Source organism: Bradyrhizobium cenepequi, from assembly GCF_020329485.1.
GTDB classification, from domain to species: Bacteria; Pseudomonadota; Alphaproteobacteria; order Rhizobiales; family Xanthobacteraceae; genus Bradyrhizobium; species Bradyrhizobium cenepequi.
In genome coordinates this window covers 1-22,889 of sequence record NZ_JAGKJI010000057.1, presented here as the reverse complement: position 1 = coordinate 22,889, position 22,889 = coordinate 1, and the positions used below count along the sequence as shown (strand labels likewise).

General features: G+C 58.2%; 16 protein-coding genes and 1 pseudogene. 16 read left to right on the top strand and 1 reads right to left on the bottom strand.

The annotated features are described in order from the left end of the window. The first annotated feature begins 47 nt into the window (after positions 1-47). Both J6497_RS34740 and J6497_RS34735 read left to right on the top strand, forming a co-directional pair. Entirely contained in the window at positions 48-905 is an 858-nt protein-coding gene (locus tag J6497_RS34740) for a transporter substrate-binding domain-containing protein (RefSeq protein ID WP_225708714.1), read from the top strand. Between the two features lie 173 nt (positions 906-1,078). After that, positions 1,079-1,837 carry an amino acid ABC transporter ATP-binding protein gene (locus J6497_RS34735; RefSeq protein ID WP_225708713.1) on the top strand — a complete coding sequence of 253 codons (759 nt, stop codon included), beginning with the start codon at positions 1,079-1,081 and terminating at the stop codon, positions 1,835-1,837. Positions 1,838-1,932: 95 nt separating this feature from the next. Here J6497_RS34735 and J6497_RS34730 read toward each other — a convergent pair whose 3' ends face one another. After that, entirely contained in the window at positions 1,933-3,363 is a 1,431-nt protein-coding gene (locus J6497_RS34730; RefSeq protein ID WP_225708712.1) for an aldehyde dehydrogenase family protein, read from the bottom strand. A 471-nt stretch (positions 3,364-3,834) separates the two neighbouring features. Here J6497_RS34730 and J6497_RS34725 point away from each other — a divergent pair, with 471 nt between their 5' ends. The 14 genes and pseudogenes from J6497_RS34725 to J6497_RS34660 form a co-directional block, all read left to right on the top strand. After that, entirely contained in the window at positions 3,835-4,989 is a 1,155-nt protein-coding gene (locus J6497_RS34725) for a M24 family metallopeptidase (protein ID WP_225708711.1), read from the top strand. Between the two features lie 587 nt (positions 4,990-5,576). Further along, positions 5,577-6,398 (top strand): transporter substrate-binding domain-containing protein, encoded by an 822-nt coding sequence (locus tag J6497_RS34720; protein WP_225708710.1) that lies wholly within the window; start codon positions 5,577-5,579, stop codon positions 6,396-6,398. A gap of 265 nt (positions 6,399-6,663) precedes the next feature. Continuing rightward, a complete protein-coding gene (gene ehuB, locus J6497_RS34715; protein ID WP_225708709.1) occupies positions 6,664-7,518 on the top strand; it encodes an ectoine/hydroxyectoine ABC transporter substrate-binding protein EhuB in 855 nt (284 codons plus the stop codon). A gap of 271 nt (positions 7,519-7,789) precedes the next feature. Beyond that, a complete protein-coding gene (locus tag J6497_RS34710; RefSeq protein ID WP_225708708.1) occupies positions 7,790-9,451 on the top strand; it encodes a GMC family oxidoreductase in 1,662 nt (553 codons plus the stop codon). Positions 9,452-9,768: 317 nt separating this feature from the next. After that, positions 9,769-11,007, top strand: a complete 1,239-nt coding sequence (locus J6497_RS34705; RefSeq protein WP_376708318.1) for an alpha-hydroxy acid oxidase — start codon at positions 9,769-9,771, stop codon at positions 11,005-11,007. A gap of 235 nt (positions 11,008-11,242) precedes the next feature. Then, on the top strand, positions 11,243-12,100 hold the full coding sequence (locus J6497_RS34700) for a transporter substrate-binding domain-containing protein (RefSeq protein ID WP_225708707.1): 858 nt from the start codon (positions 11,243-11,245) through the stop codon (positions 12,098-12,100). 586 nt (positions 12,101-12,686) lie between these two features. Continuing rightward, a complete protein-coding gene (locus tag J6497_RS34695; protein ID WP_225708706.1) occupies positions 12,687-13,229 on the top strand; it encodes an MBL fold metallo-hydrolase in 543 nt (180 codons plus the stop codon). A 28-nt stretch (positions 13,230-13,257) separates the two neighbouring features. Next, the gene (locus J6497_RS34690; protein WP_225708705.1) at positions 13,258-14,094 is read left to right on the top strand and encodes an MBL fold metallo-hydrolase; all 837 of its coding nucleotides are present in this window, start codon (positions 13,258-13,260) and stop codon (positions 14,092-14,094) included. A gap of 519 nt (positions 14,095-14,613) precedes the next feature. Then, positions 14,614-16,248: a thiamine pyrophosphate-requiring protein gene (locus J6497_RS34685; RefSeq protein ID WP_225708704.1), complete on the top strand. Its 1,635-nt coding sequence runs from the start codon at positions 14,614-14,616 to the stop codon at positions 16,246-16,248. Between the two features lie 519 nt (positions 16,249-16,767). Further along, positions 16,768-17,628 (top strand): transporter substrate-binding domain-containing protein, encoded by an 861-nt coding sequence (locus J6497_RS34680; protein ID WP_225708703.1) that lies wholly within the window; start codon positions 16,768-16,770, stop codon positions 17,626-17,628. Between the two features lie 181 nt (positions 17,629-17,809). Further along, positions 17,810-18,616 (top strand): annotated as a pseudogene (locus J6497_RS34675) (SDR family NAD(P)-dependent oxidoreductase). A 328-nt stretch (positions 18,617-18,944) separates the two neighbouring features. Then, entirely contained in the window at positions 18,945-20,270 is a 1,326-nt protein-coding gene (locus J6497_RS34670) for a M24 family metallopeptidase (RefSeq protein ID WP_225708702.1), read from the top strand. A gap of 165 nt (positions 20,271-20,435) precedes the next feature. Then, positions 20,436-22,067: a GMC family oxidoreductase gene (locus tag J6497_RS34665; RefSeq protein WP_312010418.1), complete on the top strand. Its 1,632-nt coding sequence runs from the start codon at positions 20,436-20,438 to the stop codon at positions 22,065-22,067. Positions 22,068-22,197: 130 nt separating this feature from the next. Further along, on the top strand, positions 22,198-22,889 hold a 692-nt coding region (locus J6497_RS34660), incomplete at its 3' end, for an SDR family oxidoreductase (protein WP_225708700.1).

Below are 22,889 nucleotides of genomic sequence, written 5' to 3'. Positions count from 1 at the left end.
GAGACAATCCGCCGAGAATTCATAGTCAAGGAAAGGGAGGAAGCATTATGCGTACGACGCCAAGACTCTCGTTGCTGGCCCTGCTGCTCGCATTGATCGGCTATTCGCTTCCAGTGTTAGCAGAAACGGAAGATCCCCTTTTCGCGTCGATCCGCAAGGCTGGCCAAGTCAAAGTGGCGCTCGCCTCGGCTCCCCCTTACATGGTCGTGTCACCGACCGGAGAGGCGACAGGTTCCTCCGTTGATCTGCAGAACATGGTGCTCAAAGGCATGGGCATGCCAGCGCTTGCACCCGTGCTCACGCAATGGGATGCCATGATTCCCGGACTGCAGGCCTATCAATTCGACTACATTGGCGCAGGCCTCAACATCACGGAAGCACGCTGCAAAATATTGGTGTTCTCGACACCCTACTATGCAGCTCAGACCGGGCTGTATGTCTCACCCGGAAATCCGAAGCACCTGACGGGCCTTGCACAGATTGCGCACAGCTCTGACATTAAGGTTGCAACGCTACCCGGCCTCGATAGCTATCAGGGGTATGCGCTGAAGCAGGGGGTCAAGCCTGAGCAAATCACAATCGCCCCTGACATTCAGGCTGGGGCCGCAATTGTCACCAGTGGTCGGGCCGACGCGTTTTTCATCGGTCAGTTCACCATCTCCGATCCCCAGCAGAAAGGTCTGGAGGTAGTCGTCGACGAACAGTCACCAGTGTACGGTTCGGCCATCGCATTCCGCAAAGAAGATGTACATTTTCGCGACGCGTTTAACGAGCAGCTGAACTCGTTGATCAGAAGCGGCGCGATACAGAACCTCTACGAAAAATACCGAATCCCCAACGGCGATACGCTTGCTAAGCTGTTGGGCAAATTCACCAAAGCCAGTGATCTCGTTTCCAAGCTGTGAGTAACGACAACTCTAGGAAGCAAGCACCTCTACCAGCGCGTACGCGTGCAGAGCGTGTGGGATACGATCAAACGCAGATCGAGCATCGTCGGATTTAGGCCACACTCGTCGCGCCCGCCGCAGCCTCGAATGCGACTGAGGCGCATGCATTCGCTCCCAATTCGCAACAGGCCATGTGGGCTATCGAATTCGAAAAAGTATCCAAGTCCTTCGGTGCTCATCGCGTGCTGGTCGATCTCGGCCTGCAAGTGAAGCCTGGCGAAAAGGTCGCGCTGATCGGCCCGAGCGGTTCAGGCAAGACGACCGTGCTGCGCCTGGCGATGACCCTGGCGAAGCCCACCGCCGGTGATATCCGGGTTTTTGGCGAGAGCATCGTGTTCGATGCGGCGGGCAAACCGCTCTCGAACGCGCAGGAGGCGAAGATCCGCCGCCGGTGCGGCATGGTGTTCCAGCAGTTCAACCTGTTTCCGCATCTGACCGTGCTGCAGAACCTGATCCTGGCGCCAACCACGGTGTTACGACAGTCAAGAGAGCAGGCTGAAAAAAGCGCGCTCGAATACCTTCGGATGGTGGGCCTCGAAAGCAAGGTGAATGCCTACCCCGCGCAGCTTTCCGGCGGTCAGCAGCAGCGCATCGCCATCGCGCGGGCGCTGATCCTGAAACCTGAGATCCTCCTGCTGGACGAAATCACCTCGGCTCTGGATCCTGAGCTCGCTGGAGAGGTTCTCGATGTGGTGCGAGGTATTGCCCACGAGACCAAGGTGTCACTGCTGATCGTCACGCACGAGATGCGCTTCGCACGCGAGATCTCCGATCGCATCGCTGTTTTCGACGCGGGGCGCATCATCGAGCAGGGCCCGCCCGACAAGATCTTCAGCAATCCTGAATCCGAGCGGACGCGCGCATTTCTGCGATCCGTACTGGACCACTGAGCGTAACGCTGCGCAGATCGTGTCTGCTCCTTTTTGAAACGTGCGCGCGATCCAGCATCATGAATTCGGAGGAGAGCAACTGCATCACGATGCAGCTATGCGGCTTCGTAGCCGATAATCGCTTTCACTTCGAGGAATTCCTCCATCCCGAACTTGCCCCATTCGCGCCCATTGCCGGATTGTTTGTACCCCCCGAACGGGGCGGCGCTGTTGTATGCTGGATAGTTGAGCTGAACTGTGCCGGCTCGCATCCGAGCTGCCACCCGGCGCGCGCGCGAGAGGTCCGACGATTGAACGAAAGCCGCCAGTCCGTAGATCGTATCGTTCGCAAGCTCGATCACCTCGGCTTCGTCGCGATAAGGCAGGATCGACAGAACCGGCCCAAAGATCTCTTCGCGGGCGATGGACATGTCGTTCCGTACATTGGCAAACACTGTAGGGCGAACGAAATAGCCTCGATTGAGATGCTGAGGCCTTCCTGGTCCGCCAGCGATGAGCTCCGCCCCTTCATCGATCCCGGCCTGGATCAGCCGCTGCACCTTCCTGAACTGTGGCTCGGTGACCACTGGGCCGAGGGTTGTATTGGGATCGCGTACGTCACCCACCACGAGCTTCTCTGCAGCTGCCTTAGCTATCGCCTTTACCTCATCTTGCCGGTCTGCCGGCACGAACATGCGAGTGGGCGCACTGCAGGACTGGCCGCTATTGCTCATCATCTTGAGCACGCCGTTCGTGACTGCACTGTTGAAATCAACGTCGGGCAACAAGATGTTCGCCGACTTTCCGCCGAGTTCTAGCGCCACGCGCTTGACCGTCCTTGCGGCAGTTTGGGCGACCAGGATACCTGCACGTGTAGAGCCAGTAAACGACATCATGTCGATGCCCGGATGAGCGGACATGGCGTCCCCTACAATAGCGCCTTCGCCCTGGACCATGTTGTAGACGCCTTTCGGCACGCCAGCGGCATGCATCACCTCCGACCAGATGATGGCATTCAACGGCGCCACTTCGGACGGCTTCAACACCATGGTGCAGCCAGCGGCCAGCGCTGCGGCGACCTTGACGACGATCTGGTTGATTGGCCAGTTCCATGGAGTAATCAGCCCGGCCACACCGATCGGTTCTCGCACGATCATCGTGCTGCCTTGCAGCTCCTCGAATTGATAGTGCTGCAGCACATCGATCATTCGGCTTAGATGAGCCGTTCCTGCTAAGGCTTGCTGCTCGCGCGCAAACTGCAACGGCGCGCCCATTTCCCGGCAAAGGACTTCACCAATATCGTCCCGTCGCTTGTCGTATTTCGCAAGAATACTCCTCAGCAGTTCCAGCCTCTCCTGCCGCGTAGTGCGGGAGAATGCAGGAAACGCAGCCTGAGCGGCATTGACGGCGCGGTCGACGTCTTTCTGCCCGCCCGCCGCAATCCGAGTGAATGTCTCCTCGGTAGAAGGATCAACCACGTCCAGCAGCACGGGCTCCAACGGATTCATCCACGCCCCATCCACATAGTGCTCGCGTTCGTGCTGCATTCGACCCTCTTCAGAAAATGTTAGGAGCGCTGATCGATCAATCGGATGCAGTGTGGGCAAGCCGCCTTCGGGGACGCCAATACCAATTTTGAAGAGAACAAGACCAGATTGGAATTAATGCGTCGACTCGCCGATCAAAGCTGAAGATGCTCACTGCAACACGGATCCAGCATCGCGTTCGATCAACGGACCGGCTGGTGCGATGGAGCGCGCCGCTGAGAACGTCTATGGCTCATCACCCTCTGCCGCAGCGGCGGCAGCGGTGACATCGGTGCATGCGTCTCTGCCACCACACATATGCATTGCGCGGCCTAACGGCCCTGCTTGATCGGCATAAGGGGTTAGTTGGAATCGACCGCAGTTTCTCAATTCCAATATGGTATCGATACGTCCGGAATTGGTATTGGCATGGCCTGAGCCGGTTCGTCCAGAATTCGTTACAATACTCAAAAATTCAGGAGCCCAGGGGTCATGAACCAAGCTGTTTCGGAAGCAACATCTCCGCAACCCAATACTTCAGCTCTTCTGAGCTTGGCAGGCAAGCTCAGCGTTGATGCAGTGATAGCCACCAGCCCGGAGAACTTCATCTACACGACCAGGGTTTACCTGATGAGTGTCTCGCGCCTGAGACGGCAGGCGTTTGGTATCCTGCCTGCGACCGGAGAGCCGGTTGCGCTGGTCGCTACGACCGAGCGGAGCCAAATGGTTGATGGGAGCTGGATCAAGGACATTCGCACCTATACCGAGTTTGCGAATGACCCGGCCGACGCTCTCGCAGACGTCCTCACAGATCTCGGTAAGGACCGCGGCACGATCGGTATCGATCTCAATTATCTGCCCGCCGCAACGTATGCCCGTCTTGTGAGCAGGCTACCCAATGTCAAGTTCATCGACACTCACAAAAGTCTCGCCGCAGTTCGCGCGGTCAAGTCACCCGGCGAGATTGAGCTCCTCGAGAGGACCACGAAGCAGACGCATCGCGCGGTGCTGGATGCGATGAGCGCGAGCAGATTGGGCGAGGCTGAGCAAGTCATGGCGAATCGCATCGCCGAAAATCTCGTCAACAGTGGAGCCGAGGAAGTAAAGCTCTTGATCTTCGGAAGTGGCCCTCGCTCCTCTAATGTCCACGCTCGCGCTACTGAGCGGGTGCCCTTGAAGAGCGAGATCGTACGCCTCGACGTTGGTGGAAAATATGGTGCATGGAGCAGCGATTTCGCCCGCACCTATTCAAGCGGTGAGCCCACAGCGTTGCAGCGCGATACATACCGAAAGCTGTGGGATCTCGAGACGGCGACCATCAACATGGTGCGGCCGGGAATGGCGGCAGAAGAGCCGTTCTTTTTCTGCAGGGACCAAGCTGAAAAGCTCGGGTTGAACTTCAAAATGGTGTGGGTCGGCCATGGCTTTGGCGTTGAATCTCATGAATTCCCCATAATTCGGCCTGGCGAAAAGACGAAGCTGGAAGTGGGCATGGTGTTCAACATCGAGCCGATGGTTACCGACGCGGAAGGGGCAATGTATCACCTTGAGGATCTGTTCGTCGTGACCGAAAAAGGCGCGCGCTTGCTTACGCTGGGATATGCTCCTCGCGAGATCCCGGTTATCGGCGAGCCAATCCGGGCATAAGGGAAACGTTGCTCGATGTCTGGGCGCCGATGGACTCAGTGAAATCACGAAACTTCGCCCGTCGCTTCCCGCCGGAATCGTCGTGGCGGCAGGCGCGCGTTCACGCGCTGCCCCGCATCCACCGGCGTGAACGGCTATCGCAGCTATCTTCATCGACGACTACTGCCGGACGAACGTACCGGGCGTCTATGCTGTGTTGTCGGCTCCCACGCTCGTCCATAAGAGCAAGCATGAAGGCGTGATTCGTATCGATAAGTTCGCGGGCGTGCTCAGCGTCCGACGAAAGGACAGGATGAAAACCTCCAGTTGAGGCTATGCAATCCCTAGATGGCATCCGTCGATCTGACAGAGGCCCACGCGAAGCAAAGACCGCGACAGCTGCACCCCGCGTCAGCCTTCACGCCGACGGCAAAAGTGATCGCGCTCGGCAAGAGGCATCGCGAGCCAATTCCAATTTGGTGTTGGCCTTGTCCGAAGTTGGTATTGGGCTCTCTGGAGCCGTTTCGCGCACAATGCGGTGCGTCGGTCGATCGACAAACGAAAGGAATTTTATGCGTAGGACGCTGAAGCTCTCGTCTCTGGTCTTGATGCTCATACTGACCGGCTATTCGTTCGGGACGTTTGCGCAGACTGAGGACCCTCTCGCCTCGATCCGCAAAGCCGGCCAAGTCAAGGTGGCGCTGGCCTCGGTGCCACCTTACATAGTTATGTCGCCTGGCGGAGAGGCGAGGGGCTCTTCGGTCGATCTGCAGAACATCGTGCTCAAGGAATTGGGTCTGCCTGCGCTTACGCCGATGCTCACGGGGTGGGACGCTATGGTCCCCGGACTGCAGGCCCGCCAGTTTGACTACATTGGCGCTGGCCTGCCAATCACGGAGCAAGGATGTAAAGTATTGCTGTTTTCAGCGCCTTATTACGCTGCCCAGCTGGGGCTGTTTGTCCCGCCCGGAAATCCGAAGCATCTGACGAGCGTCGCAGACGTCGCGCATCGCCCCGACATCAAGATCTCAATGCTGTCGGGCCTTGGCAACAACAGGGCGTACGCACTGAAGGTGGGCGTCAAAGCCGATCAAGTCATGATCGTTCCTGACCATCAGGCTGGTGCCGCGACGGTTTCTGGCGGCCGGGTCGATGCGTTCGTAGGCAGCCAGTTCGCTATCCTCAATCCGGAGGAGAAGGGCCTTGAGTTGGTCGTCGACAAACAGTCGCCAGTGAATGCGTCGGCCGCGGCTTTCCGCAAGGAGGACGTTGCTGTCCGCGATGCGTTCAATAAGAAACTGAATGTCTTGATCAGGCAGGGCTTGATCCAGGACCTCTACAAGAAGCACGGAATCCCCAACGGCGATATTGAAGCGCAGTTGCTTGCGAACCTAACCAAGGCCAGCGACGTGGTGCCAAGCTGCGAATAAGAAGCGGCCGCCCATGAAATCTGCACGCCCGCCCGCCCGGAGTTTGTCGAGCATGGCCGCTCGCAAGCTTTGACCTGATCCGCCATCCGCTAGATCCCACGATCGCGACGACTCAAGAGTTCAAGTATTTAAAAGTGCGGCAGGGGACCATCAATTCCAATCTGGTATTGATGCCTACGAAGTTGGTATTGGCTTGGCCAGAGGCGCTGCGCGCAAAATGCGACAAGTTGCTGAAACGGAATTCATGATTTGGAGGGGACACCTTATGCGTAACACATCAAAGCTCTCTTTGCTGGTCGTGCTGCTTGCGTCGATCGGCTATTCGTTTGCGACTTTTGCCCAAACCGAGGACCCGCTCGCTTCGATCCGCAAGGCCGGTCAAGTCAAGGTGGCGCTGGCCTCCGTGCCTCCTTACATAGTTTTGTCGCCGAGCGGGGAAGCGACCGGCTCCTCGGTTGATCTCCAGAATATGGTGCTCAAGGAGCTGGGCCTACCTGCGCTTACGCCGGTGGTCACGGGGTGGGACGCCATGATCCCAGGATTGCAGGCCCGTCAATTCGACTACCTGGGCGCCGGTCTAAACATCACGGAAGCGCGCTGCAAGGCGGTGCTGTTTTCGATGCCCTATTACGCAGCCCAGATTGCCCTCTTTGTTCAACCCGGAAATCCAAAGCACCTGAAGAGCGTTGCGGAAGTTGCGCGTCGCCCCGACATCAAGTTGGCGGCGATTGCAACGTCAGCTCAGCAAACGTATGCGCTCAGGCAGGGCGTCAAGTCTGAACAGGTTATGATCGTGCCAGACATTCAGGCTGGCGCCGCGACGGTCATCGGCGGTCGGGCAGACGCGTTTATTGTGGGGCAATTCAGTATCGCCAATCCGAAACAGAAGGGCCTCGAGGTTGTCGTCGACAAAGATTCGCCAGTGGACGGATCGGGCGCGGCGTTCCGCAAAGAGGACAAGGCTTTCCGCGATGCGTTCAACAAGCAGCTCACTTTGTTGATCAAAAACGGCGCAATCCAGAAGCTCTACGAGAAGTACGGGATCGAGAACGGAGATGTCGAGGCCCAGCTGCTCGGCAAATTCACCAAGGCCAGTGATCTCGTGCCGAGCTGCGAGTAAGGCCCAGGCCTGCAGTGAAAGCCATTATCGAGTAGTGGGCCGTAACTTGGGGCAGGTCCTCAGGCGATTGGCGAGCCGATCAGAACGTCAGAGGGGGCTTTTGCTCTCCTCAAGTTGGTCTGCACTATCCCTAATCCAATCCCTCAACGAGGTCCCGGTGGGGCAAGAACATTGGCAAGATAGTGTAGCGGCACGAAATGAGCGGATCGTGGAAACTGCAACAATCGATTGATGATAGCTTGTTGGACCAAAGCTAGGGGAAATCCAAGCTATGTCCGAGTGGGATTACATCATAGTCGGTGGCGGGTCAGCCGGCTGCGTACTCGCCAATCGCCTGACCGAGGATGCGAATGTGAAGGTCCTGCTGCTCGAGGCTGGGCCGCGTGACAGGTCGATCTGGATCGATATCCCAGCAGGTTACGCTAAGCTCGTGAACCATAAGAAGTTCAACTGGAACTTCGAAATGGAGGCTGGGGAGGAGATGGCGGGCCGCCGTATTCCTTGCCCACGCGGCCGTGGGCTGGGCGGCTGTAGTTCAATCAATGGCATGCTCTACGTGCGCGGCCAGCCGCTCGATTACGACACCTGGAGCCAACTCGGCAACCGCCGCTGGTCCTACGCGGACGTGCTGCCCTACTTCAAGAAGTCGGAGCACTACGAGGGCCGGGGGGGCGAGTCCCGCGGCAAGGGCGGGCTCCTCAATGTGCGCGACACCGAGGAGCACCATGTGCTGTGCGACGCCCTCATCGATGCCGCCGAAGGCAGTGGTTTCCCGCGCAATGAGGACTATAACAATGGGCAGCAGGAAGGCTTCGGCTACTTCCAGGTGACGATCAAGAACGGCCGGCGCTGGTCGGCCGCTCGCGCCTTCCTGGATCCGGCGCGCAGCCGGCCCAAGCTGCGCATCGAGACCGATGCGCTTGTGAGCCGGATCCTGCTCGAGGGCAAGCGCGCGGTCGGTGTCGCCTATACCGTCCACGGCAAAGCGCGCGAGGCGCGGTGCGGCCGTGAAGTGATCGTCTCGGCCGGAGCGATCCAATCGCCAGGCGTGCTGGAACTCTCCGGGATCGGCAAGCCCGAGGTTCTAAAGACCTTTGGCGTCGAGGTGCGCCACGAACTCAAGGGGGTCGGCGAGAACTACGGCAATCACTTCGCGCCTCTCATGAGCTGGCGCGTGAACCGGCCCATCACGCTCAATGAGCAGACGCGGGGGCTCCGGCTCCTGCGCGAGATCGCGCGATATTATGTCAGCGGCACAGGCGTGCTAACCTGGTCAGCGGGGCAGGTGTTCGGCTTCGTGCGCACGCGGCCGGATCTCGAAACGCCGAACATGCAATTCCTCATGGCGCCCGCGAGCTACGATCCGATGCGCGCGGGACGCCTTGAGAAGCAACCCGCCATGACCATCATCGTCACCCAATGCCGGCCCGAGTCGCGCGGTTCGATCCATATCAAGTCGGCGGTACCTGGCAGCGAGCCCGCGATTCGATCGAATTTCCTCTCAGCGGAGACTGACCGCGACTGCACAGTGGCCGGCATGCAGATCGCGCGCAAGATCATGCAAGATCCCGCCATCGCCAATTACATTGCGTTCGAGACTCGTCCCGGTGAAAAAGTGCAGAGTTCCGACGAATGGCTGGACTATGCGCGTCGGGTGGGACGAGCCATGTACCATCCCGTCGGAACCTGCAAGATGGGCCACGATTCGACGTCGGTGGTCGACGATCGCCTGCGCGTGCACGGCCTTGCCGGCCTGCGCGTAATCGATGCCTCAATCATGCCGACGGTGCCCTCGGGCAACATCTACGCGCCTACGCTCATGGTGGCTGAGAAGGGTGCTGATATGATCAAGGAAGATGCTAGGCATGCTCTGAAGAGCGCGCCCGGCGGCGCAACATGCGCTCCGCAGCCTAGCTTCGGCCTGCAAGCATAGCATCGCATCAGTGACTGGCTATGCGCGCCAAGAACAATCAGTCATACATCAGACCGGCCGCTGAAACGAAGACGTGGGTACGGGGCTGTGAATTCCTGGGCAAGCTCGCAGCATGGCAACGATCCTCATCCGGATCTCATCGCACAAATTCCAATCTGGTATTGATCTGACCGAAGTTGGTATTGGCGTTGCCGGAGCCGTTTTGCCCACACTGCAATTCGAATGATAGAGAATTGATGATCGGGGGATGTTATGCGTGCAAGAGCTCTCTTGACAGCCGACATTCTACCCAACCGGGTCGCGAGCTAAGCGGTCATATGTCGCTTGCTCTTCGCGATCATGCCATCGCAACAGAACACTCAAATCGGCCTGCGCAACGATCCGAAACGTCGGCACCCCACGACTTGCAACGCTATTTGTCGCTAGATGACTTCGAGAGGGTGGCACAACGGCGTCTGCCTAAAATGCTCTACGGGTTCGTATCTGGGGGTGTCGAAACCGATGCGGCCCTGCACGACAACCGCCGTGCGTTTCGGGAATACGGGTTCGTTCCACGTGTCCTGAATGATGTCTCTCAGCGCGACTACTCCACCGAGCTGCTTGGTAAGAACTACGCGGCGCCATTCGGGATTCCGCCCTTGGGAACAGCAGCCCTTTGCGCGTATCGAGGCGACATTGTCTTGGGTCGTGCCGCCGCGACAATGAACGTTCCGATGATTCTGAGCGCCGCCTCTGTCATAAAGTTAGAGGACGTGAAGCGTGAAGCTCCGACGGCCTGGTACCAGGCGTACCTCGCCGGAGATCCCTTGCACATCGAGCCGCTTGTCGACCGGGTGGTCGCCGCCGGCTACGAAACCCTTGTTGTCACCGCCGACGTTCCGGTTCAGGCAAACCGCGAGAACAACCTTCGCGTTGGCTACAGATTGCCTCTCACAATCACACCGCGCGTAACGTGGGATGCTATAACTCATCCGGCTTGGCTGTTCGGCACGTGGATGCGCACATTGCTGAAATATGGCATGCCGCATTTCGAGAACTTCGATGCGAAGCGTGGCCCGCCGGTCCTCTCCAGGGACCTGATGCGGAAAATCGGGAAGCGTGACCAGCTTGCCTGGAGCCACATCGAGTTGATCCGGCGCCGATGGAAAGGGAAGCTCGTCATCAAGGGCCTTATTGCGCCACAAGATGTTCGCATTGCTCGCGAGTGCGGTGTAGATGGCGTCATCGTCTCGAACCATGGTGGCCGGCAACTCGACTGTGCGATTTCTCCTTTGCGTACACTTCCGGAGATAGCTTCCGAGGCGCGTGGAATGGCCGTCATGTTTGATGGCGGTGTGCGGCGAGGTACCGACGTGCTGAAGGCCTTGGCGCTCGGCGCGCATTTCGTCTTCATCGGTCGTCCGATGCTGTTCGCCGCGGTGGCCGAGGGAGAACGGGGCGTGCAGCACGCTCTAAAGCTATTACAGGCAGAAATTGACCGCGACATGGCCCTACTCGGCATAAGGCGTCTGGCCGAAATCGGCCCGGCCCACATTCGGTGCCTCGGCATCCAATGATCTGGCCCGCCCGATCGATGACTCCGATCCGTGATCCGTTGGGTCCAAAGAGTCGGGAAGATCATCTGGAAGCGCTCAAGCGCGGCAATCTCGTATTCGGCAGAACGGGTCTTAAGCCAAGCTCGGCAAGTCGCGACAAAATCCCTTGGCGTTTTAGGAAGGTCGTACGTTGCGGAAGCCGTCGGAGGGGGGCGTCAAAATTGTCTCAATTGATAAGAATTCGATGGGAGATCGTATGCGTGTGAGATCGAAAGCATCCGTATTGGTCGTATTGCTGTCGTTGGCCATTTCGTATCCAACGTTCGCACAACACGAAGGGCGGCTCTTCGCCTCGATACGCAAGGCTCGCGCAGTAAAGGTGGCGCTGGCATCATTGCCTCCTTACATAACCATGTCGCCGAACGGAGAAGCGACGGGTTCTTCGGTTGACCTGCAGAAAATGGTACTCAAGAGCATGGGCTTCCATTCTCTCAAGCCGATGCTCATGGGATGGGATGCCATGATTCCGGCATTGCAGGCATACCAATTCGACTATATTGGTGCCGGGCTCGCAATTTCGGAAGAACGTTGCAAGGTGTTGGTATTTTCGGCGCCCTATTACGCAGCTCAGGCCGGGCTGTTCGTTCTACCCGGAAATCCCAAGCATTTGACGAGCGTGGCTAATGTTGCGGAGCGTCCTGACATTAAGCTTGCAATGTTGCCGAGCCTTTCCAGTTACCAGGGCTATGCGTTGAAGAAGGGTGTCAAGCCCGATCAAATCATAATCGTCCCTGACGTTCAGGCGGGCGCCGCCACCGTTCTCAACGGTCGGGCGGACGCTTACATGGGTGGACAATTCAACATTCCCCATCCGGCGGATAAGGGCCTCAATGTGATCGTCGACGAACAGTCGCCAGTGATTGCGTCGGCCGCGGCATTCCGCAAGGAAGACGTGGCTTTCCGCGACGCGTTCAATCAGCAGCTCAATCTATTAATCAGAAACGGAACCATGCAGAGCTTATACGAGCAGTACGGGATCGCGAACGGTGATGAGCAGGCCAGGCTGCTCGCCAAGTTTGCGAAGGCCAGCGATGTCGTGCCGAGCTGCGAGTAAGGAGTTCGCTGTTGAGAGGATCAAGCTGATGAGCGAGGAGGCGACGTCAGGTGCAGTCTGCCATGTGTGTCATTCGCCGAATCAAACCGGCCTTGGGCCTCAGTGGAGTGGTTCACAACAATAGCTCCCGAACATTCCGTCGGGTCGTCTCAGGGCGCCGATCAATTCCGATCTGGTGTTGATCTCGTCGAAATTGGTATTTGCCTCGGCGGAGTCGGCCCGCCCACAATGACGCAAGCCGATCAGTTGAGTTGGCTGAGAGGGATTTGATCGGACGAATTCACAAGCCGAATGGGCAGGGAGAAAATAATAAAATATGAGCACGCCTTTGAGCACGCCTTATGGAGAAGGAGACCACCAATCGGTCGAAATCGTAAAGGGGGCGCTTTGGAGCATTGGGGGCTCGTTAGCAGTAGACGCGAACAATACTAGCTGGATCGGGTCCGGCTTGAGTGGAAAGCAGCGAATGGGCTGCTTCTTGCTCCGGGACACCGACTCTAGCGGGGTACTCATCGACACTGGGCCAGCGATCCTTCGCGGTGCAGTGATTGACCAACTTAAGCAGCTAGTCGGGAGCAGCGGTAAGTTGTCAATATTCCTGAGCCGTTCAGAATATGAGTCGGTGGGAAATCTCGCGGCTCTCTTGCAGCATTTCTCGATTGAAGGTGTCTATGCCGGTGGAGTGCTGTCCGGTCTCGACGGCTATGGCAATATAGGATTTTCGCAGGGAAATGACGCGTTTGAGATAAAGCGCGTGGCCAGTGAGACCACCGTGGCACTTTCAGAACGCAGGAGCCTCTCGTTTTTTACTCCATCGCTCCGGATGCTCTCGGCGTATTGGTGCTACGACCTGCAGACGAAAACGTTATTCCCTTCAGACGCATTTGGTTACACGATTGACAGCGAAGACATAGAGGAGGGCGACGCCTGGCAAAATCTCTCAGCAAGGTACTGGTGGCTTCCAGGATCTGATACGGCCGCTATTCGGCAAAGCTTGAGCGACATTTTTGAAAAGATCGAAATCGAGCGCATCTGTCCTGTTCACGGCTGCATCATCTCCGGCCGAGATAAAGTGTTTCGCCACTATGAACTGGTGCAACGGATGTTGCGCGATGCAAACGAGCATTGAAAGACCGACTTGTCCGGAGAAACCGATTATGGATATGAAAAGCGGACACTTGCCTAGAGAAGTCGCGCCTTCGGTGTTCTGGATGGGACACTGCGTAGGAGGCGTTCTTGCTGGCGCGCCGATCCATCTGCATGTATCGGTCTTCCTTATCAAGGGAGCACGTCAGTTCCTGCTGGTAGACACCGGCATACCGACCAAGGAAGGTTGGCTCGAAGTTGAGAGACAGCTCGACGAGCTGCTGGCGGGACGTCCCCTGGATTGGCTCTTCGTAACACATCTCGAGCTTCCGCATGCGGGGAATCTCGCTCGTCTTGTTCAAAAGTATCCGAGCATGAGGATACTCTCGGACCCGCGTGACTTTCATCTGTATTATCCTGAATTTGTATCGCTTCTAACTCCGGTTTATGACGGTCTGTTGGTGAAACTCGGTGGCGGGTACGAGGTCGAGTTTTTCGACGCGCTTGTAAAGGATCTCGTGAGTTCGGCCTGGGCGTTCGAGCGCAAAACGCGTGTCATGTTCGTTGCAGACGGATTTTCCTATGCGCACAACGGGACTCCAAACGGACAGGATGAGCCGACTCATCTGGATGGGGAGTGCGCACTGGTGTCCAGCGAACTTCCCTATTCACCCAAGATCGAATTCGCGGAGCGCTTAAACCAGGCGGCACTTTTCTGGACGCGATTTCGGAGCTCCGACGAAATAATGAACAGCGTGAGGAGGCTGATCGATCAAAAGAAGCCGTATTTGATCGCGCCCGCACATGGGTGTGTCATCGATAATCTTGACAGCATCGAGCCGGTTCTGCGGGAGGCCTACAGGCGGCCATATCAAGGAAATATCACCGCATCGGAAACGGAAAAATAGCTTTCCAAGTGGCGACAGGCCAATTCCAATTTGCTTTGTCGGCCACGATCCGGGGCGTTGCTGAAAAGATCATCAACAGAGCACCTCAACATCCGCCAGTGTTCAAGGAGGAACATTGCGCCTAACCGATCTGCGGAAGCGCGCGAGCGCCTTGTCTGCAATTTCCTGCCGACCATACACCTGCACCGTGCGCAAGCCCGGTCGCGTCGTTCCATGCGATACTTAGCGCTGCCACCGGCGCCCTTTAGACTCTGACGTCGACGCGGACCTACGATCTGCTGCAGAAGTCGACCTGTGGGCGGCTTTTGTGATGCTTTGGGCGATTTGCGCAAAGAGGCGCGCCGATCTGCGGGATTGATTTGCGTTGTGTGTCGCCTGGATGCCCGGCGTCCTAGGCCGCATCACATCGGACATGCCAAGCGCGCAACAATTCCGATCCGATCTTGATCTGCCGGAAATTGGTATTGGCTTCGCCGAGACAAGTGCCTCCACTATGGGGCATAATCTGGAGAAAAAAACATGAAGCTCGGCGCCGCGATCGCAGAAATCCTCAAGCGCGAGGGCATCAAAATTCTTTGCGGCTATCCGGTCAATCCCTTGACTGAAACGGCGGCCGACGCCGATATTCGTCCCATCATGGTGCGGCAGGAGCGCGTCGGCATTCACATAGCGGACGCAATCTCGCGAGTGAGCTCTGGCCACACCATTGGCGCCTTCTGCATGCAGCACGGTCCGGGCGCGGAGAACTCCATGGGCGCAGTCGCGCAATGTTTTGGCGAATCCGTGCCCATCCTGGTTCTGCCGATGGGCTATGCGCGCAGGCTTTCCAATATTGAGCCGAACTTCAATTCGTCCCAAGCGATGAAGCCGTTCTCCAAGTCCACCGAGCCGGTCCTCCTGGCAAACGAGGTAGCGAATATCTTCCGGCGCGCCTTCACGCAGTTAAAGAACGGCCGCGGTGGGCCGGTAGTCGTCGAGATTCCGTCCGACATGTGGAACGAGGAGGTGCCGGAGCCTTTGAAGTACACGCCGGTACTACGCACTCGCTCTGCCGCGGATCCTGTGCATATCAAGGAAGCCGCGCAACGTCTGATCAGTGCAAAACGTCCGGTGATCTATGCGGGCCAGGGTGTGCATTACGCACGCGCTTGGCCTCAATTGCGGCGGCTGGCCGAGCGGCTCGCGATTCCCGTCACCACCAGCCTTGGCGGGAAGTCGTCCTTCCCAGAGACGCACCCTCTCGCTCTCGGTTCGGGTGGAGCTGCCGTCCCGCGTGCGGTGCCGAAATTCTTGGGTGAGGCAGATGTGATTTTCGGCATCGGCTGCTCTTTCACCGAAACCTCATTCGGCATCGCCATGCCAGGGGGCAAGACGGTCATCCATGCGACGCTCGACTCCGCGCATCTCAACAAGGATATCGAGGCGAAAATTGGCCTGGTCGGCGATGCCGGGCTCGTGCTCGATGCACTCCTTGAGGAAATCGGCAAGACGGTGACCGTCGATCGTGATGCGAGCGGCTTTGCAAAAGAAATCGCCGCTGCGCACAAGGAGTGGATTGCGAAATGGATGCCCAAGCTGACTTGCAATGACGCGCCGCTCAATCCCTATCGCGTGCTGTGGGATTTGCAGAACACAGTCGACATCAACAACACCATTATCACGCATGACGCGGGAAGTCCGCGGGACCAGCTATCGCCATTCTGGAAAGCGGTTGAGCCTTTGTCTTATCTCGGCTGGGGCAAGACCACGCAGCTCGGCTACGGCATTGGACTGGCCATGGGCGCGAAGCTCGCAAGGCCCGACAAACTCTGCATCAACGTCTGGGGCGATGCCGCGATCGGCTTCACGGGGATGGATTTCGAGACCGCAGTTCGCGAGAGGATCCCGATCCTTTCGATCCTGCTCAACAATTTCTCAATGGCGATGGAATTGAAGTGGATGCCGATCTCGACGCAGAAGTATCGCTCGACCGACATCTCCGGTGACTATGCCGCGATGGCGCGCGCCTTCGGCGGCTATGGCGAGCGCGTCGAGCAGCCGAGCGACATTATCCCTGCGATTAAGCGCGGTATCGAGAAGACGCGGGAAGGCACACCGGTGCTGTTGGAGTTCATCACGAGCAAGGAGGTCGAGCTCTCGCGGCCCGGAACGTGAGGAACTCGGGACGTGTCGTAATGAGGGTCGTCAGGGCTGATGCTGGCCGAGGAGCACAAACCTGCTTCATCGCACTCTCGCGGAGCGCGAGGACGTTCGCGAGACCGTGGTCTCTTGTGCAGTGGAGTGTGCTTCTCCAGCCACACGGCAGCAAGAAACTGATCCGACTCCTGCCGGCGCTGGTTCCGAATTGATGGGGGCTGAGAAGGGCAAGAGCTGAGTGCAATCGCTCTTTCTAGGGATTTGGGGGATGGTTCGTGGAGGCGATGAATGCCCGTCGAACCACAGCTTGGCGATGGCGCCACCCACATGTGGCGACCCGCCCGCAATCGGAACGATGATCCATTCGCGTGAGGGGCGCGCCTGGCACACGACGTGGCCGTCAGGCGAGACGTCGTAGTACAAATTCCAATCTGGTATCGATCCTTTCGAGATTGGTATTGGCCTCGCCGAAGACGATTCACCCACAATGCGGGAAACGCTCAATAAGAATTGATAAATGTTGAGACGAGGAAACCAATGGATGCGAAAGCAAAGCTCTCGTTGCTGGGTCTGCTGCTCACATTGACCAGCTATTCGTTTTCGACGTTTGCGCGAGCGGAGGGCGCTCTTTTTGGTTCGATCCGCGAAGCCAATGAAGTCAAGGTGGCGCTAGCCTCCGTAGCCCCTTACATAACTTTGTCACCGAGCGGAGAGGTGACGGGTCCTTCAGTCGATCTGCAGAACATGGTGTTAAAGGGCATGGGCCTGAAGGCGCTTACACCGATACTCACAGGGTGGGACGCCATGATCCCCGGACTGCAGGCGCATCAGTTCGACTATATTGGCGCCGGCATAACCATCTCGGACGAGCGTTGCAAAGCCGTCTTGTTTTCGACCCCGCACTACGCAGCTCACGCCGGCTTGTTTGTCCTACGTGGAAATCCGAAGCATCTGACGAGTGTCGCAGATATCGCTCGTCGCCCAGAGATCAAGCTAGCTACGGGGCGATCTCTCGACGAATACCGGGTATACGCCCTGAAGCAGGGAGTCAAACCCGAGCAAATCATACCCGTCCCTGATATTCAGGCGGGCGCCGCGATGGTCATCGGCGGCCGCGCAGACGCGTATATAGTCGGTCAATTTACTATCCCCAATCCCGAGGAGAGAGGTCTGGAGGTGGTCGTCGACAAGCAATCGCCGGTGTACGCGTCGGCCGTGGCTTTCCGCAAAGAAGACATGAAGTTCCGCGAGGCGTTCAACGAGCAGCTCCTGGTTTTGATCAAGAATGGCACGATACAGAAGCTATATGAGAAGTACGGAATTCCAAACGGGGACAAACTCGCTAAGCTGCTCGCCAACTTTACGAAAGCTAAAGACATTGTGCCAAGCTGCGATTAGGCCGATTAGATCGGCGATATGCAGCCCGAATATCGCGAATTGGTTCGTAATGACGCGGTCGCGTTTGCGACCGATCGTTGGGTGAGCGGGCGAACGCAGATGTACGCGCTCGATAATGGTTTCGCTCGGTCAAGTTCTGGCCGCCGTGAACAGGTGGCCCTCAGTAAACGAGGCAGCGGGAATGACGGGGCAGGTTGCGAGCAGAGTCGCGCTGGTCACCGGCGCGGCGCCCGGTATCGGGCGAGCGATCGCCGAACTGCTGGCCCATGAGGGGGCGTCGGTGCCTCGTAATCGATTTGGATGAGTCGAAGGGGCCGCAGGTCGTTGCTGGCATCACGAAGCAGGGTGATGAGGCAATCTTTCTGCCTCAGGACGTGACTGATGACGCGCGCTGGGCAGACGTCGCCTCCGAGATCGATCGGCGGTACGGCCGGCTAGATGCGCTTGTTTCCAACGCCGGCATCGCAACGGCAGTGTCGTCGATTGTTGAAATGTCGCTTGCGGACTGGTGCCGGCAAATCGCGATCAATCTCGACAGCGTGTTCCTGTCCGTGAAATATTGCTTGCCGCTGATGCACAGAAGCGGCGGCTGCTCGGTGATCATGATGTCGTCGCTCGCGGCCCTGATGGAGCAGACACGCTCGCCGGCTACTGCGGGGCCAGGGGTGGCGTGCGGCTCTTCGCCAAGTCCGTGGCCCTGGAATGTGCGTCCATGGGCGATCGCATCCGGGTCAACTCGGTTCATCCCGCAATTATTGACACGCCGATCTGGGAGAAGATGCCAACGGAAGCATCCGCCGGGACGAATACCCCGCTCGATCCCGAACAGCTCGCGAAACCGCCGGTGCCGTTGGGCCGCGCTGGAAAGGCCCGGGAGGTCGCTCAAGCCTTTTTGTACCTCGCTTCCGACGCCTCGAGCTAAGTCACCGGGACCGACCTTGTCATCGACGGCGGAAGGTTCGCTGGTTCCTTCAAGCGCAGGACGTAAGCCATTCCTCGCTACTGCAGGTGCGCATGGCTCACCGAGCTCAGCAAAAACTTTCGTGGTGCACCATCCAAAGTGCGCGGACGGGAGCTCCTTGAAAGAACCGTCGCCAACACTTGTCCCACATGAGGCAAGGGTCGCATGCACGGGTGATCCGGAGCGCTCCAAAGTCCTAGCATTCGAGCTCGGTGAGCAAAATTCGATCCGACCCAGAACTCTCGCGCGCCATAGACGGCCGATCTTCCGGCAGCAGTTGCTGCTCAGGAGGAGATGAACGACGCATGCCGAGACTAACGAGATTACTGACGCTGACCACCTTGCGGACAACCAAATGGCGAACCGACTCGTGTTCGCCGTCAATAACGACGTCGCGGTCACGAAATCCCTCAATTCCAATTTGGTATTGACACTTCTGGAATTGGTATTGGCATCGGCGGAGCCGGCTCGTCCACAGTTCATCACAACAATTATAACAGTCAGCGGCCCAGGGGTCATGAATCAATCCGTCTTGGAAACCAAATCAACATCTCCGCAGCCCAATACGTCAGCTCTGCGGAGCTTGGCGCGTAACCTCGGTGTTGATGCAGTTATAGCCATGAGCCCGGAAAACTTCGTCTACACGAGCGGCGTTCACCTGATGAGTGTCTCGCACCTGAGACGGCAGGCGTTTGCTGTTCTGCCCGCGACCGCAGAGCCGATTGCGCTGGTCGCCACGACCGAGCGAAGCCAAATGGTTGACGGGAGCTGGATCAAGGACATTCGCACCTACACGGAATTTGCAAATGATCCGGCAGACGCCCTCGCAGACGTGCTCATTGAGCTCGGTAAAAATTGCGGCACGATTGGTATAGATCTCAATTATCTGCCAGCCAGAACGCATGCGCGTCTTGCGAGCAGGCTGCCTAATGTCAGGCTCATCGATACCAACCAGAACCTTGCCGCAATTCGCGCAGTGAAGGTGCGGGGTGAAATCGAACTCCTTGAAAGAGTTACGAGGCAGACGCATCGAGCGGTGCTGGATGCGATGAGTGCTGCCCGATTGGGCGAGACTGAGCGGGTCATGGCGAATCGGATCGCAGAGGCCATAGTCAATGATGGAGCTGACGAATGTCTCATGATTTTTGGCAGTGGACCTCGCTCCTCTAACATCCACGCCTGCGCCACCGACCGGATACCCTTGAAAAGCGAGATCGTTCGCCTCGACGTTGGTGGCAGATATGGTGCATGGGGTAGCGACTTCGCGCGTACCTATTCAACTGGTGCCCCCACAGCGTTGCAGCGCGAGACATACGGAAAGCTGTGGGATCTCCACACCTCAACCATCAGCATGATCCGTCCCGGGATGGCAGCGGAAGAGCCATTCTTCTTCTGCAAGGACCACGCTGAGAAGCTCGGGCTCAACTTCAAGATGGTGTGGGTCGGTCATGGTTTTGGTATCGAAACTCATGAATTCCCGATGATCCGGCCCGGCGAAAAGACGAAGCTCGAAGTTGGCATGGTGTTTAACACCGAGCCAATGGTCACCGACGCCGAAGGCGCGATGTATCACCTCGAAGATTTGTTCGTCGTAACCGAGCGGGGCACGCGCTTGCTTACTTTGGGATTCGGTCCTCGCGAGATCCCGATCATTGGCGAGCAAATCAGGATGCAAGAGTAACGTTTCCCTGCTGAGTCGGGCCGGAGTCGGTATTCACAGTTGATCTTTGCTATCTCGAATTCCAGCCCCTCGAACGAGCCTCCCCTGGGCAGCAGGGACATCGGAGAGGTAGTAGGTCGGGCCGGCACGAGATGCAGAGGATATGGATTGCTGCGACAATGATGAATGATGGCTGGTCGGACTAACGCACAGGAAATTCAGGCCATGTCCGAGTGGGATTATATCATCATCGGTGGCGGCTCCGCCGGTTGCGTGCTCGCCAATCGCCTGAGCGAGGATCCTGGCGTTAAGGTCCTGCTGCTCGAGGCGGGACCACGCGACAGGTCGATTTGGATCGACATCCCCGCAGGATTCACCAAGCTCCGGAACCACAAGAAGTTCGACTGGAGTTTCCAGATGGAGGCCGAGGACAGCATCGCCGGCCGCCGCCTTCCATGTGCGGGCGGACGCGGGCTGGGGGGATGTAGCTCGATCAATGGCATGCTTCACGTGCGCGGTCAGCCACTCGACTACGACAGCTGGAGCCAACTTGGCAATCGCGGCTGGTCCTACGAGGACGTGCTGCCCTACTTCAGAAAGTCGGAGCACTACGAAGGCCAGGGGGACGACTCGCGCGGCAAGGGAGGGCTTCTCAATGTCAGCGACATCATGGAGCGCCATGTGCTTGGCGATGCCTTCATCGATGCCGCCGAAGGCAGTGGCTTCCCCCGCAATAGGGACTATAACAATGGCCGGCAGGAAGGCTTCGGTTACTTCCAGGTGACGATCAAGCACGGCCGCCGCTGGTCGGCCACTCGCGCCTTTCTGGATCCGGCGCGCAGCCGGTCCAACCTGCGCATCGTGACCGATGCGCTTGTGAGCCGGATCCTGCTCGAAGGCAAACGCGCGGTCGGGGTGGCCTATACCGTCCATGGTAACGCGCGTGAGGCGCGGTCCGGCCGCGAAGTGATCGTCTCGGCCGGTGCGATCCAGTCGCCGGGCGTCCTGGAGCGTTCCGGCATCGGGCAGCCCGAAATCCTGACGAAGTTCGGCATCGATGTGCGCCACGAACTCAAGGGAGTCGGCGAGAGCCTCGGCAATCACTTCTCATCCCTTATCAGCTGGCGCGTGAACCGGCCGATCACGTTCAATGAGCAGACGCGGGGACTCCGCCTCCTGCGCGAGATCGTGCGATACTATGTCAGCGGCAAAGGCGTGCTGACCCGGTCAGCGGGTTTAGTGTTCGGCTTCGTGCGCACGCAGCCCAGCATGGAAACGCCCGACGTGCAGTTCATCATGGCGCCCGCAAGCTATGACCTGGCCCGGGCAGGTCGCCTCGAGAGATGGCCCGGCATGGGGGTCGCGATCAACAGGTGTCGGCCCGAGTCGCGCGGCTCGGTCCACGTCAAGTCGCCGGTACCCGGGAGCGAGCCCGCGATCCGATCGAACTTCCTCTCCGCGGAAGCTGACCGCGACTGTACGGTGGCCGGCATGCTGATTGCGCGCAAGATCATGCAAGACCCCGCCATTGCCAAGTACATTGCGTTCGAACACCGTCCGGGCGATCAGGTGCAGAGTTACGACGAATGGCTCGACTACGCGCGTCGCAACGGACGGGGACTCGGTCATCTCGTCGGAACCTGCAAGATGGGCCAGGACACGATGGCGGTTGTCGACGATCGCCTGTGCGTACGCGGCCTTGCCGGCCTGCGCGTAATCGATGCCTCAGTCATGCCGACCGTTCCCTCCGGCAACACCTACGCGCCTACGATCATGGTGGCCGAAAAAGGCGCCGACATGATCAAGCAAGATGCATAAGGATCGTATCAAGCTCACGTCGCGAGGGCACGACCTATCGTCTGCGGCCTAGCGCTGCTTGCCAGTTTACAGCGGATTTGTGCGTCGCCTACGTAAAGAGAGATCGTCGAGGACAACAATAGAGGCTCAAATGAAAGACTTTGCCGGAAAAATCGCCGTGATCACCGGGGGCGGCACAGGCATGGGTCGTGAGCTTGCACGCCAGCTCGCGGCCGAAGGTTGCAATGTCGCGATGTGCGACATTTCTGGCGAGACAATGGCCGAGACCAAGCGGCTGTGCGAACTTGAGCGACCGCAGCAGGGTCTGCGGGTCACCACCCACGTCGCCGACGTCTCGATCGAAGACCAGCTCAAGCGTTTCCGCGATGAACTCACGGAGCAGCAGCAGACCGACAAGATCCACCTGCTTTTCAACAATGCGGGTATCAGCGGCGGCGGCAGCCTGTTCACCAATACACGCGAGCAGTGGGAGCGCACCTTCAACATCTGCTGGGGTGGGGTCTATTTTGGCGTGCGCACCTTCTTGCCGATGCTGATGAAGGCGAATGAAGGTCATATCGTCAACACGTCCAGCATCAATGGCTTCTGGGCCGCCATTGGCACGACCGCGCCGCACACCGGCTACAGCTCGGCCAAATTCGCCGTGAAGGGGTTCACAGAGGCACTGATCAATGATCTTCGTCTCAACGCGCCGCACATCAAGTGTTCGGTCGTTATGCCCGGCATGGTCGGAACATCGATCGTCTCAAACTCCCGGAGAGTGCAAACCGGTAGTGACCGCTTGAGCAACGACGAGATTGCGCGCCTGCGAAAGCTCGGGGT